15 protein-coding genes are annotated in these 11,919 nt (G+C 73.2%); 9 read left to right on the top strand and 6 right to left on the bottom strand.

Annotated elements, in window-relative coordinates:
- Positions 1 to 158 precede the first annotated feature (158 nt).
- Both ACFY8W_RS18505 and ACFY8W_RS18500 read left to right on the top strand, forming a co-directional pair.
- Positions 159 to 1,322: an ATP-binding cassette domain-containing protein gene (locus tag ACFY8W_RS18505; protein WP_391106093.1), complete on the top strand. Its 1,164-nt coding sequence runs from the start codon at positions 159 to 161 to the stop codon at positions 1,320 to 1,322.
- Entirely contained in the window at positions 1,319 to 2,170 is an 852-nt protein-coding gene (locus ACFY8W_RS18500) for an ABC transporter permease (RefSeq protein ID WP_391106091.1), read from the top strand. The genes ACFY8W_RS18505 and ACFY8W_RS18500 overlap by 4 nt, the downstream gene beginning before the upstream one ends.
- On the opposite strand, the gene ACFY8W_RS18495 is transcribed toward ACFY8W_RS18500, so the two are convergent.
- The 3 genes from ACFY8W_RS18495 to ACFY8W_RS18485 all read right to left on the bottom strand — a co-directional run bounded on the left by ACFY8W_RS18495 (position 2,171) and on the right by ACFY8W_RS18485 (position 4,462).
- Positions 2,171 to 2,545, bottom strand: coding sequence for a VOC family protein (locus ACFY8W_RS18495; RefSeq protein ID WP_391106089.1), 375 nt, complete (start codon positions 2,543 to 2,545; stop codon positions 2,171 to 2,173).
- Between the two features lie 199 nt (positions 2,546 to 2,744).
- Entirely contained in the window at positions 2,745 to 3,368 is a 624-nt protein-coding gene (locus ACFY8W_RS18490; RefSeq protein ID WP_391106087.1) for a CE1759 family FMN reductase, read from the bottom strand.
- Between the two features lie 5 nt (positions 3,369 to 3,373).
- On the bottom strand, positions 3,374 to 4,462 hold the full coding sequence (locus ACFY8W_RS18485) for a CE1758 family FMN-dependent luciferase-like monooxygenase (protein ID WP_391106860.1): 1,089 nt from the start codon (positions 4,460 to 4,462) through the stop codon (positions 3,374 to 3,376).
- Positions 4,463 to 4,651: 189 nt separating this feature from the next.
- Here ACFY8W_RS18485 and ACFY8W_RS18480 point away from each other — a divergent pair, with 189 nt between their 5' ends.
- The 3 genes from ACFY8W_RS18480 to cobM all read left to right on the top strand — a co-directional run bounded on the left by ACFY8W_RS18480 (position 4,652) and on the right by cobM (position 6,826).
- A complete protein-coding gene (locus ACFY8W_RS18480; RefSeq protein ID WP_385690550.1) occupies positions 4,652 to 4,786 on the top strand; it encodes a DUF6126 family protein in 135 nt (44 codons plus the stop codon).
- A gap of 64 nt (positions 4,787 to 4,850) precedes the next feature.
- Positions 4,851 to 6,080, top strand: coding sequence for a precorrin-6y C5,15-methyltransferase (decarboxylating) subunit CbiE (gene cbiE / locus ACFY8W_RS18475; protein ID WP_391106085.1), 1,230 nt, complete (start codon positions 4,851 to 4,853; stop codon positions 6,078 to 6,080).
- Entirely contained in the window at positions 6,077 to 6,826 is a 750-nt protein-coding gene (gene cobM, locus ACFY8W_RS18470) for a precorrin-4 C(11)-methyltransferase (RefSeq protein ID WP_391106083.1), read from the top strand. The genes cbiE and cobM overlap by 4 nt, the downstream gene beginning before the upstream one ends.
- A gap of 21 nt (positions 6,827 to 6,847) precedes the next feature.
- Here cobM and ACFY8W_RS18465 read toward each other — a convergent pair whose 3' ends face one another.
- Positions 6,848 to 6,922 carry a 50S ribosomal protein bL37 gene (locus tag ACFY8W_RS18465; protein ID WP_099895366.1) on the bottom strand — a complete coding sequence of 25 codons (75 nt, stop codon included), beginning with the start codon at positions 6,920 to 6,922 and terminating at the stop codon, positions 6,848 to 6,850.
- A 134-nt stretch (positions 6,923 to 7,056) separates the two neighbouring features.
- On the opposite strand from ACFY8W_RS18465, the gene ACFY8W_RS18460 reads away from it, so the two are divergent.
- Positions 7,057 to 7,332: a CopG family transcriptional regulator gene (locus ACFY8W_RS18460; RefSeq protein WP_391106081.1), complete on the top strand. Its 276-nt coding sequence runs from the start codon at positions 7,057 to 7,059 to the stop codon at positions 7,330 to 7,332.
- Positions 7,329 to 7,751, top strand: coding sequence for a hypothetical protein (locus tag ACFY8W_RS18455; protein ID WP_391106079.1), 423 nt, complete (start codon positions 7,329 to 7,331; stop codon positions 7,749 to 7,751). The genes ACFY8W_RS18460 and ACFY8W_RS18455 overlap by 4 nt, the downstream gene beginning before the upstream one ends.
- A 6-nt stretch (positions 7,752 to 7,757) precedes the next feature.
- Here the strand turns inward: ACFY8W_RS18455 and ACFY8W_RS18450 are convergent, their stop codons facing one another.
- Positions 7,758 to 8,327: a GNAT family N-acetyltransferase gene (locus ACFY8W_RS18450; protein ID WP_391106077.1), complete on the bottom strand. Its 570-nt coding sequence runs from the start codon at positions 8,325 to 8,327 to the stop codon at positions 7,758 to 7,760.
- A gap of 42 nt (positions 8,328 to 8,369) precedes the next feature.
- On the bottom strand, positions 8,370 to 9,518 hold the full coding sequence (locus ACFY8W_RS18445) for a cobalt-precorrin-5B (C(1))-methyltransferase (protein WP_391106075.1): 1,149 nt from the start codon (positions 9,516 to 9,518) through the stop codon (positions 8,370 to 8,372).
- A 27-nt stretch (positions 9,519 to 9,545) separates the two neighbouring features.
- Here ACFY8W_RS18445 and ACFY8W_RS18440 point away from each other — a divergent pair, with 27 nt between their 5' ends.
- Together ACFY8W_RS18440 and ACFY8W_RS18435 are read left to right on the top strand one after the other, a co-directional pair.
- The gene (locus tag ACFY8W_RS18440) at positions 9,546 to 10,337 is read left to right on the top strand and encodes a cobalt-precorrin-6A reductase (RefSeq protein WP_391106857.1); all 792 of its coding nucleotides are present in this window, start codon (positions 9,546 to 9,548) and stop codon (positions 10,335 to 10,337) included.
- Positions 10,338 to 10,345: 8 nt separating this feature from the next.
- Positions 10,346 to 11,917 carry a serine hydrolase gene (locus tag ACFY8W_RS18435; protein ID WP_391106074.1) on the top strand — a complete coding sequence of 524 codons (1,572 nt, stop codon included), beginning with the start codon at positions 10,346 to 10,348 and terminating at the stop codon, positions 11,915 to 11,917.
- Positions 11,918 to 11,919 lie beyond the last annotated feature (2 nt).

Raw genomic sequence — 11,919 nt, 5'->3', positions numbered from 1 at the left:
CGCCGCGTCGTCCGGCGGGCCGTTCCGTCTCCGCCGCGCGACGGAGACGGCCTCGTACCCCCGCCCCGCACCCGGGCCGCGTCACCTGGCACGACCCGCCAGGCCGTCGGAGACTGGTGGGGAGCGGGCGCGAAACCGCCCGCCGGGAGGACACGCGTATGACCGACCGCGCCGCAGACCTCGCCGTCGAGACCGAAGGCCTGGTCAAGGTCTTCGGGACCAACCGTGCCGTGGACGGCGTCGACCTGCGTGTCCCGGCCGGCACCGTCTACGGAGTCCTCGGCCCCAACGGGGCGGGCAAGACCACCGCCGTGAAGATGCTCGCCACCCTGCTCCGGCCCGACGGCGGGCACGCGCGGGTCTTCGGCAAGGACGTCGTGCGGGACGCCGACGCGGTGCGCGGCCGGGTCAGCCTCACCGGCCAGTACGCCTCGGTCGACGAGGACCTCACCGGCACCGAGAACCTGTTCCTCCTCGGCCGGCTGCTCGGCCACTCCCGCCCCGCAGCGCGCGAGCGGGCCGCGCAGCTGCTCGCCGCGTTCGGGCTCGCGGAGGCGGCGGACCGGCAGGTCAAGCACTACTCGGGCGGCATGCGGCGCCGCATCGACATCGCCGCGTCCATCCTCAACACGCCGGACCTGCTCTTCCTCGACGAGCCGACGACGGGCCTGGACCCACGCAGCCGCAACCAGGTCTGGGACATCGTCCGTGCCGTCGTCGCCCAGGGCACGACGGTGCTGCTGACCACGCAGTACCTGGACGAGGCCGACCAGCTGGCCTCCCGGATCGCCGTGATCGACCACGGCAAGGTGATCGCGGAGGGGACGAAGGGCGAGCTGAAGGCCTCGGTGGGCTCGGGTTCCGTGCACGTACGGCTGCGGGAGGCGGAACAGCGGCCGGCGGCCGAGCGGGTCCTCACCGCCGCGCTGAACGCCGCCGTGCAGCTCGATCCGGACCCGGTCGCGCTCACCGCCACCGTGAACGGCCACGGCACCGACCTCGGCGCCGCGGAGCAGGCGGCGCGGGCGCTGGCCGAGCTGGCGAGGGCCGGGATCACGGTCGACAACTTCGCGCTCGGCCAGCCCAGTCTGGACGAGGTCTTCCTCGCGCTGACGGACCACCCGGCAGGCGACGACGGCGGCCACCGTGACGACGGCCACGACCGTGACGACGACGGCGGCCGTGGTGGCGGCGGAGACCGCGGTGACGGCGGAGACCGTGGCGACCGCGGAGGTCGTGGCGACCGCGGAGGTCGTGGCGACCGCGGAGGTCGTGGCGACGGTGGCGGCCGCGCCACGGAACCGAAGGGGAGCAGGGCATGAGCACCGTGACCACCTCCGACGCCGCCCCGGACTTCGTCGCCCCGAAGGCCGACGAACTGGCCGCCCTGCTCGCGGGCCGGACCCGCCCTGCGCGGCCCAGCGCGCTGTCCGCCTCGCTGACCTTCGGCTGGCGGGCGATGCTGAAGATCAAGCACGTGCCGGAGCAGCTCTTCGACGTGACGGCGTTCCCGATCATGATGGTGCTGATGTACACGTACCTCTTCGGGGGCGCGCTGGCCGGCTCGGTCTCGGAGTACATCCAGTTCCTGCTGCCCGGCATCCTGGTGCTGAGCGTCATGATGATCACGATGTACACCGGGGTCTCGGTCAACACGGACATCGAGAAGGGCGTCTTCGACCGCTTCCGCACGCTGCCGATCTGGCGGCCCGCGCCGATGGTCGGCTATCTGCTCGGCGACGTCGTGCGCTATCTGATCGCCTCCGCCGTGATGCTGACGGTCGGCGTCGTCATCGGCTACCGGCCGGACGGCGGTGTGGCGGGCGTGCTGCTGGGGACCGCGCTGCTGCTGGTCTTCGCGTTCGCGTTCTCGTGGATCTGGACGATGTTCGGCCTGCTGCTGCGCAGCGAGAAGTCCGTCATCGGCGTCAGCATGATGGTGATCTTCCCGCTGACCTTCCTGTCGAACGTCTTCGTCGACCCGAGCACCATGCCCGGCTGGCTGCAGGCCTTCGTCAACAACAGTCCGGTGACGCATCTGTCGACGGCGGTACGGGAGTTGATGGCGGGCGGCTGGCCGGCGGCGGACCTCGCCTGGACGCTGGGATGGTCGGCGCTGTTCGTCGTGGTGTTCGGCCCGGTGACGATGCGCCTCTACAACCGCAAGTGATCAGGGCGAGGTGCGGGGCGAGGTCTGCTGCACCGCCCAGCGGTTGCCGTCCGGGTCGGCGAAGTAGACGAAGGAGCCCCAGGGCTGGTCGTCGATCGCGCTGACGTCGACGCCGCGGGAGGTGAGGTCGGCGTGCGCGGCCTCGATGTCGCCGACCACCACCTGCATGTTGTCCAGGGAGCCCGGGGCCATCTCGGTGATGCCCTTGCCGAAGGCGATCGAACAGGCCGAGCCGGGCGGCGTCATCTGGACGAAGCGGATCTCGTCGCTGACGGTCACGTCGTGGTCGGCGTGGAAGCCGACCTGCTCGTAGAAGGCCTTGGCGCGGTCGATGTCGGTGACGGGTACGCCGATCAGTTCGAGCTTGATGTCCATGGGGGCATCATGCGCCGCGCGGGGGCGGTGCGCCCGCCGAAGCTCCCCCGCGGGGACAGGCCGGGGGGCAAGAGACCGGGGCCAAGCCCGCTGAGGGCCCCGGTCCGGGGAGGGCCCGGTCCGGGGAGGCCCGGCCCCGGTGGGGCGGAGGAGGCGGCGGGCCGGGTCCCGTGAGGGCCCGGCCCCGCTCCTGGCGGACCTAGTCCAGCCGAAGGTCCGCGAGCTGCTTCTCGAAGGGCACGACCTCGTCGTCCTCCCTCGCCCGCTCCGGCCGGCTCGCGATCAGGTCCGCGAACTCGTTGCCCGCCCGCGTGATGCGGGACGGCAGGCCCTCCGTGTACTCGTCGCCGCCCGAACCCCAGTCCTCGGAGGCCGCGTAGACGGCCGTCGGGGCGATCAGGGCGCGGAGGTAGGCGAAGAGCGGGCGCAGGGCGTGGTCGAGGGCGAGGGAGTGGCGGGCGGTGCCGCCGGTGGCGCCGATCAGCACCGGGGTGCCGGTCAGCGCGGACGGGTCGATCAGGTCGAAGAAGGACTTGAACAGACCGCTGTAGGAGGCCGTGAAGACCGGGCTCACGGCGATGACTCCGTCCGCTCCCGTGACCTTGTCGATCGTCTCCTGGAGCTTCTCCGACGGGAAGCCGGTGACGAAGTTCTTGGCGATGTCGACGGCCAGGTCGCGCAGTTCCACCACCTCGACGTCGACCGCGTACTCCTGCTCGGCCAGCCGGTAGCGGGCGGCCTGGAGCAGGCGGTCGGCGAGCAGCCGGGTGGAGGAGGGGCTGCTGAGGCCCGCGGAGACGGCGACCAGCTTCAGGGTGCGCATGGGGGTCAGACCTCCTGGTTCTCGGTGTTCTTCACGACGGCGGGGTGGAGCGGGGCGGTCTCCGGGACGCCGGCCGGGCGCAGGTTCGCGAACTCCTTGCGCAGGACCGGGACGACCTCCTCGCCGAGGATGTCCAGCTGCTCCAGGACCGTCTTCAGCGGCAGGCCCGCGTGGTCGACCAGGAAGAGCTGGCGCTGGTAGTCGCCGACGTACTCCCGGAAGGACAGGGTGCGTTCGATGACCTCCTGCGGCGAGCCGACGGTCAGCGGCGTCTCGCGGCTGAACTCCTCCAGGGACGGGCCGTGACCGTAGACCGGCGCGTTGTCGAAGTAGGGGCGGAACTCCCGTACCGCGTCCTGCGAGTTCTTGCGCATGAAGACCTGGCCGCCGAGGCCGACGATCGCCTGCTCGGGAGTGCCGTGGCCGTAGTGCGCGTACCGCTGCCGGTACAGCCGGACCATCTTCTCGGTGTGCTGCTTGGGCCAGAAGATGTGGTTCGCGAAGAAGCCGTCGCCGTAGTACGCGGCCTGCTCGGCGATCTCGGGCGAGCGGATGGATCCGTGCCAGACGAACGGCGGGACGCCGTCCAGCGGGCGCGGGGTCGAGGTGAAACCCTGGAGCGCGGTGCGGAACTTGCCCTCCCAGTCGACGACGTCCTCCCTCCACAGCTTGTGGAGGAGTGCGTAGTTCTCGATGGCGAGCGGGATGCCCTGGCGGATGTCCTGGCCGAACCACGGGTAGACCGGGCCGGTGTTGCCGCGGCCCATCATCAGGTCGACGCGGCCGTCGGCGAGGTGCTGGAGGGTCGCGTAGTCCTCGGCGATCTTCACCGGGTCGTTGGTGGTGATGAGGGTCGTGGACGTGGAGAGGATCAGGTTCTCCGTGCGGGCGGCGATGTGGCCCAGGAGCGTCGTGGGGGACGAGGGCACGAACGGCGGGTTGTGGTGCTCGCCGGTCGCGAAGACGTCCAGGCCGACCTCCTCGGCCTTGAGCGCGATGGCGACGGTGTTCTTGATCCGCTCGTGCTCGGTGGGGGTCCGGCCGGTGGTGGGGTCGGTCGTCACGTCGCCGACGGTGAAGATCCCGAACTGCATCGTGCTCACCTCTCGCGGGGCTCTTTTGGTTGAATCTTAAACTGTCCCGCTCAACGGCGCCACTCCCCGACCTATTCCCCGCCCCGCCGCGCCCCGTCCACTGCCCGGCGCTGTCCCCGGCCCCGCCCCACCTTCCGCCCCGCCCCGCGTTCTACCCCGCCCCGTCCGCCGACCCGTACCCTGGACGCCATGACAGAGCCGGATCTGGAACGGTGGAAAGAGCGGGGCGTGATGCTCCGCGTCTTCGTGTACGTCTTCGTGACGCACGCGCTCGCCGGATTCGTCTGGCTGCTCTTCTACGTCGGCGAACACGCCCCGAAGTAGCCCCTGCGCGGCCGTTTCCGCCCTCCGGAAGGCCCTGCCGGGGCCCTCCCGTAGAGTCCCCGACGTGAACGACGCGATATCGGTGGTCGGCATCGGTGCCGACGGCTGGGACGGGCTCCCCGAGAACTCCCGCCGCACCCTGCGCGCCGCCCAGGTGCTGATCGGCGGCCCCCGCCAGCTCGACCTGCTGCCCGCCGGCGACTGCCCCGGCGAGCGGGTGCCCTGGCCGAGCCCGCTGCGCCCCGCCGTGCCCGGCCTGCTCGCCGCCCACCAGGGCCGCAGGATCGCCGTCCTGGCCAGCGGAGACCCCTCCTTCTACGGGATCGGCCGCACCCTCACCGAGATCCTCGGCCCCGGCACCCGCCTGGACGTCCTGCCGCACCCGTCCTCCGTCTCGTACGCCTGCGCCCGGCTCGGCTGGCCCCTGGAGGCCGTCGAGACGCTCTCGCTCGTCGCCCGGCCGCTCGACGCGCTCGGCGCGGCGCTCCACGACGGCCGTCGGCTGCTCGTGCTCGGCGAGGGGCCCGGGACGCCCGCGAAGGTCGCCGCGCTGCTGCGCGAGCGCGGCTGGGGCGGCACCCGCATCCGGGTCCTGGAGCAGCTCGGCGGCCCGCGCGAGGGCCTGCTCGACGGGACCGCCGCCGACTGGCCGCACGAGCGCGCCGACGCCCTCCACGTCATCGCCCTCGACTGCGTGCGCGACCCGGACGCGCTGCGGCTCGGGACCACGCCCGGCCTGCCCGACGAGGCGTACGAGCACGACGGCCAGCTCACCAAGCGGTACGTGCGCGCCGCGACCCTCGCCGCGCTCGCCCCGGCCCCCGGCGAACTGCTCTGGGACGTCGGCGGCGGCTCCGGCTCCATCGGCATCGAGTGGATGCGGGCGCACCGGACGTGCCGGGCGGTCGCCGTCGAGAAGTCGCCCGAGCGCGCCGCCCGCATCAGCCGCAACGCCGCCGCCCTCGGCGTACCGGGCCTGGACGTCGTCACCGGGCCCGCGCCCGCCGCGCTCGCCGGCCTCCCGGTCCCCGACGCGGTCTTCATCGGCGGCGGCCTGACCGCGCCCGGCCTGCTCGACGCCTGCTGGGACGCCCTGCCGGCCGGCGGCCGGCTCGTCGCCAACACGGTGACGCTGGAGTCCGAGGCGCTGCTCGCCGACCGCTACCGGCGGCACGGCGGCGAGCTGATCAGGCTCGCGGTCGCCGCCGCCGTGCCCGTGGGCGGCTTCACCGGCTGGCGCCAGGCCATGCCCGTCACCCAGTGGTCCGTAACGAAGGGTTCTCCAGAGCAATGACCGTCTACTTCATCGGCGCGGGCCCCGGCGCGGCCGACCTGATCACCGTGCGCGGCGCGCGGACCCTCGCGAAGTGCGGGGTCTGCCTGTACGCCGGCTCGCTCGTGCCGCGCGAGCTGCTCGCCGAGTGCCCGCCGGACGCGAAGCTCGTCGACACGGCGAAGATGGACCTCGACCAGATCGTCGCCGAGATCGCCGCCGCGCACGAGGCCGGCCAGGACGTGGCCCGGCTGCACTCCGGTGACCCGTCGGTCTTCAGCGCCATGGCCGAGCAGATGCGCCGCCTGGACGCGGCCGGCATCCCCTACGAGGTCGTGCCCGGCGTCCCGGCCTTCGCGGCCGCGGCGGCGGCACTGAAGCGGGAGCTGACGGTCCCCACCGTCGGCCAGACCGTCATCCTCACCCGCATCGCCCAGCAGGCCACACCCATGCCGGCGGGCGAGGACCTCGCCACCCTGGGCCGCAGCGGCGCCCTGCTCGTTCTCCACCTCGGCGCACGGTACGTCGACCGGATCGTCTCCGAGCTGGTCCCGCACTACGGCGTGGACTGCCCGGCCGCCGTCGTCGCCATGGCGAGCCGCCCGGACGAGATCGTGCTGCGCGGCACCCTGGAGGACATCGCGGAGCAGGTGAAGGCGGCGGGCATCACGAAGACCGCGGTGATCGTGGTGGGCCGCACGCTGGCCGCCTCGGAGTTCCGCGACAGCCACCTCTACGACCCGGCCCGGGACCGCCACACCTGCTGACGGCCCCGTCCGGCCGGTGACTCAGGCGTTGGGCCGCTTGCCGTGGTTGGCCTTCTTCTTCTTACGGGCCCGCTTCTTGTTGCCGCGCTTCGCCATGGGGGACTCCTCCCGTCCGGAACCTGTGTGGGGGGCATGCCCTGCCGAGCCTAGGGTCGGCGGGGCATGCCCGCATGCCGAAGGGGCCGCGCTGAAACGATACGGCGGCTGGTGTGGAGAGTATGGTCAGAGGTATGGCCACGAAAAAGGTGACGGTGACGATTCCGGAGGACCTCCTGGAGGAGGTCCGAGCCGAGGCGGCCGAACACGGTCTGTCGGCGTACATCGCCGAGGCGTTGCGTCTCCGGCGGGACCGCGACCGGCTCAGGGAGCTCGTCGACTGGCTGGAGGAGGAGCACGGTCCCATCACAGAGGACGAGCGAGCCGCCGCCCTCGCGGAGCTTGACGACATCGATGCCGAGCACGAGCGCCGCCGCCGAGCCCGGACGCGTGGGGCTGACGCCGCGTGACCAAACGAAAGGGGGGCGATCGCCCGCGCTTGCGGACCTTCGTTCTGGACAGCGAGGCACTGTCGCTTGCGGTCCGGGGCGACCGCATGATGATGGCCCGTCTCGACCTCGCGGCGCAGGGGAAGGCCGACGCGGTGACGTCGCCGCTGACTCTCGTCGAGGCCTACGACGCCAGGACCACCGAGCATCGCTGGGATTGGGTGCTGTCCCGCATCGGTGTGGCAGACGTCGGCAAGGAAGAGGCCCGGCAGGCCCGGCGGTTGCTGGCCGACGTCGGCCTGCACGGTCACACGTACGCGATCGACGCTGTGCTCGCCGTCGTCGCGCTGCGACAGCGAGGCGAGGTCACGGTCTTCACGTCGGACGTCGACGATCTCGAGAAGCTGCTCCCTGACCGGATCACGGTCCGACAGGTCTGACATGGCTCATCGTGTCTGCCATTCCGGCGCCAGTGCCGCCATCACCGTCGCGTCCACCCGCTCGCCCTCCCACAGCAGCGCCCCGCGCAGCACGCCCTCCGGGCGGAAGCCGGCCTTCTCGTACGCGCGGCGGGCGCGCGGGTTGAAGGCGTAGACCTCCAGCCAGACGCGGTAGAGGCCGAGGCCCTCGAAGGCGTGGCCGACGATCAGGCGGGTGGCCTCGGTGCCGAGGCCGCGGCCGACGACGTCCGGGGAGAGGGAGATGCGGAAGGCACAGCTCTCGTTCGCCCGGTCCCATTCGTTCAGGACCGCCTCGCCGACCACGAGGCCGGTCGCACGCTCCACGACCGCGAGGTCGAGCCGGTTGGCCTGGGCGCCCCGCGAGCCGTACCAGGCGCGCAGCGCGGGCTCGTCGAAGTCCGCGTGCGAGCCGGTGAGCCGGGCGATCTCGGGGTCGTTCAGTATCGGGAGGAGGGCGGGGACGTCGTCCTCGGTGACGGGGCGGAGGACGACCAGGTCGCCGGTGAGGGTGGGCTTCTGAGAGAAGTCGGTGCGGGAGAGACCGGAGTACGCCATCCAGGGATTGTCGGCCCCCACCCGGCGCCCTGTCCTGCCGTTTTACGGTCCCGCGACCTCGGGCCGCCGGAGCGCCCCCGGTCCCGCCACCTCCGACCGTCCCACCACCACGCCCGCCCGGTCGACGCACACCACGTCCACCGCCACCGGCGCGCCCCGCAGCACCGACAGGGCCTCGTCGCGGGCCCGGGCGGCGACCAGGTCGCCCAGGGGGACGCCGGCGGCCTCGCACAGGCGCAGGGCGGCCAGGCCCGTGTTCGCGGCGGTGATCTCCTCCGCCAGGGCCTCGGCGGCGCCGCCGGTGCGGGCCAGGTCGGCGAGGAAGCCCTTGTCGACCTGGGAGCGGGCGGAGTGCAGGTCCAGGTGGCCCGCGGCCAGCTTGGACAGCTTCGCGAAGCCGCCGCAGATGGTGAGCCGGTCCACCGGGTGGCGGCGGACGTACTTGAGGACGGCGCCCGCGAAGTCGCCCATGTCGAGCAGCGCGATCTCCGGCAGGTCGTACAGCGACGCCACGGTGCGCTCCGACGTCGAACCCGTACAGCCGGCCACGTGTGTCAGGCCGCCCGCCCGCGCCACGTCGACGCCGCGGCGGATGGAGTCGATCCAGGCCGAGCACGAGTAGGGGACGACGACACCGGTCGTGCCGAGGATCGACAGGCCGCCGAGGATGCCGATCCGCGGGTTCCAGGTGGAGCGGGCGATCTCGGCGCCGTGGTCGACGGAGATCGTGATCTCCACGTCGCCCGTGCCGCCGTGCGCGGCGGCGACCTCGGCGACGTGGTCGCGCATCATCCGGCGGGGGACCGGGTTGATCGCCGGTTCGCCCACCTCCAGCGGCAGGCCGGGCAGGGTGACCGTACCGACGCCCTCGCCCGCCCGGAAGACGACGCCCGAGCCCGGCGGGAGCAGCCGTACCGTCGAGCGGACCAGCGCCCCGTGCGTGACGTCCGGGTCGTCGCCCGCGTCCTTCACGACCCCGGCCATGGCCGCACCGCCCGTCAGCGACTCGGCGGCCAGCGCGAAGGACGGCGTGTGGCCCCTGGGCAGGGTGATCGTCACCGGGTCCGGGAAGTCCCCGGTGAGCAGCGCCGTGTACGCGGCGGTCGTGGCCGCCGTCGCGCAGGCGCCCGTGGTCCAGCCGGGGCGCAGACCGGTGTGCTTGAGTTGGGCCGCACGCCCGCCGGAACTCATGAACGGACTCCCAGGATTCCCATGTCCCTGCACGTACTCATCCTCGGCGGGACGACCGAGGCCCGCGCCCTGGCGGGCCTGCTGCACGCCGCGGACCCCGGGCTCCGGGTGACGAGCTCCCTCGCCGGGCGGGTCGCGGCGCCCCGGCTGCCGGCCGGAGAGGTGCGGATCGGCGGCTTCGGCGGGCCGGAGGGGCTCGCGGCGTGGCTGCGCGAGCACGCCGTGGACGCGGTCATCGACGCCACCCATCCCTTCGCCGAGCGGATCAGTTTCAACGCGGCCGCGGCGGCCGCCACCGCCCATGTTCCCCTGCTGGCGCTGCGCCGCCCCGGCTGGGTCCCGGTCGACGGCGACGACTGGCACGAGGTGGCGTCCCTCGACGCGGCCGCGGCGGCCCTGGACGGGCTCGGCGACCGGGTGTTCCTCACCACGGGCCGGATGGGCCTCGCCGCCTTCGCCGGCCGCCCCGAGTGGTTCCTGGTCCGCTCCGTCGACGCGCCCGACGCCCCGATGCCCGCGCGCACCGAAGTGCTCCTCGACCGCGGCCCGTTCACCCTCGACGGCGAGCGCGAACTGATCCGCCGTCACCGCCTCGGCGTCCTCGTCACCAAGGACAGCGGCGGCGCGGCGACCGCCCCCAAACTCACCGCCGCCCGCGAGGCCGGCATCCCGGTCGTCGTCGTCCGCCGCCCGCCCGTACCGGAGGGCGTCCCGACGGCGGCGACGCCCGAGGAGGCCGCGGAGTGGGTCCGGGCCCGCGCCCGGGGGGCGGGGGACGTCACGGCGCCCGGCGCGACAGACACCGCCGGGACCCGTTGAATGGAGGAATGAGTACCGTTCGACGGCGGCTCGCCGCGGCCGGTCTTGCGGCCCTGCTCGGCGCCACCGCACCCGCCCTCGCCACCGGCACCGCCTCCGCCGCCCCCGGCCCCTCGCCGCCTCCGCCCCAGCCCCCGCCGCAGCTCGACGACGCGGAGGTGCGGCGGGCGGTCGACCGGCTCGACGACGTGGTCGGGTCGGCCATGAAACGCACCGGGGTGCCGGGCGTGGCCGTCGCCGTCGTCCACGACGGCAAGGTGCTGGCCCTGAAGGGCTACGGCGTACGGAAGGCCGGCGAGAAGGCCCCCGTCGACGCCGACACCGTCTTCCAGCTGGCCTCCGTCTCCAAGCCGCTCGCCTCCACGATCGTCTCCGGCGCCGTGGGCGTCGACGGCTGGACCGAGCCCGTCGCCCCCCACGTGCCGGGCTTCCGCCTCAAGGACCCGTGGGTGACCTCCCACGTGACGGTCGCCGACCTCTTCTCGCACCGCAGCGGCCTGCCCGACCACGCCGGCGACCTCCTCGAAGACCTCGGCTACGACCGGGCGTACATCCTGTCCCACCTGCGCTACGAGCCCCTCGCGCCGTTCCGCGCCAGCTACGCCTACACCAACTTCGGCCTGACGGCGGCCGCCCAGGCCGTCGCCGACGAGAAGGGCGTGGCCTGGGAGAAGCTCGCCCAGGACGTCCTCTACAAGCCCGCCGGCATGAACCACACCAGCTCCCGCTTCGAGGACTTCGCGAAGGCCTCCGACCGGGCCTGGGGCCACGTCCGGGTCGACGGCGCCTGGAAGGCCGTGTACGTGCGCGACCCGGACGCCCAGTCACCCGCGGGCGGCGTCAGCTCCACCGCCCGCGACATGGCGACCTGGCTGAGGCTCCAGCTCGCGAACGGCAAGCTCGACGGCCGGCAGATCGTCGACGCCGAGGCCCTGGAACGCACCCACTGGCCCGAGTCGGTCTCCGGCCCGCCTCGCGCCCCGGCCGCCAGGACCGGCTTCTACGGCCTGGGCTGGAACGTCAGTTACGACGACGAGGGCCGGCTCCGGCTCTCCCACACGGGAGCGTTCGCCGAGGGCGCGCACACCAACGTCACCATGCTGCCCGGCGAGCAGCTGGGCATCGTCGTCCTCACCAACACCTCACCGGTCGGCGTCGCCGACGCCGTCGCCCTCGACTTCTTCGACATCGCCCAGACCGGCGAGATCAGCCGTGACTGGATCCCCCTCGTGGACGCGCTGTACCAGCAGGAGGCGGACGCGGGCCGGTCGAAGACCGACTACGCCCACCCGCCGTCCGGCGCCGCGCTCCCGAAGGACCCCGACACCTACGCCGGCACCTACGACAACGCCTACTACGGCCGCGCCGAGGTCGTCGCCGCCGCGGACGGCACCCTGACCCTCCGGCTGGGCCCGGAGCCCCAGACGTATCCGCTCACGCCCTACGACGGCGACACGTTCAGCTTCGAGACCCGCGGCGAGAACGCCGTCGGCCGCACCGGCGTCACCTTCACCCCGGACGGCAGGTCCTTCACCGTCGAATACCTGGACACCGAGGGCCTGGGCACCTTCACCCGCTAGCG

The organism is Streptomyces sp. NPDC012637 (assembly GCF_042954805.1).
Classification (GTDB): Bacteria; Actinomycetota; Actinomycetes; order Streptomycetales; family Streptomycetaceae; genus Streptomyces.
The sequence above is the reverse complement of the archived record's forward strand: the minus strand, read 5'-3'. Positions and strand labels throughout refer to the sequence as shown.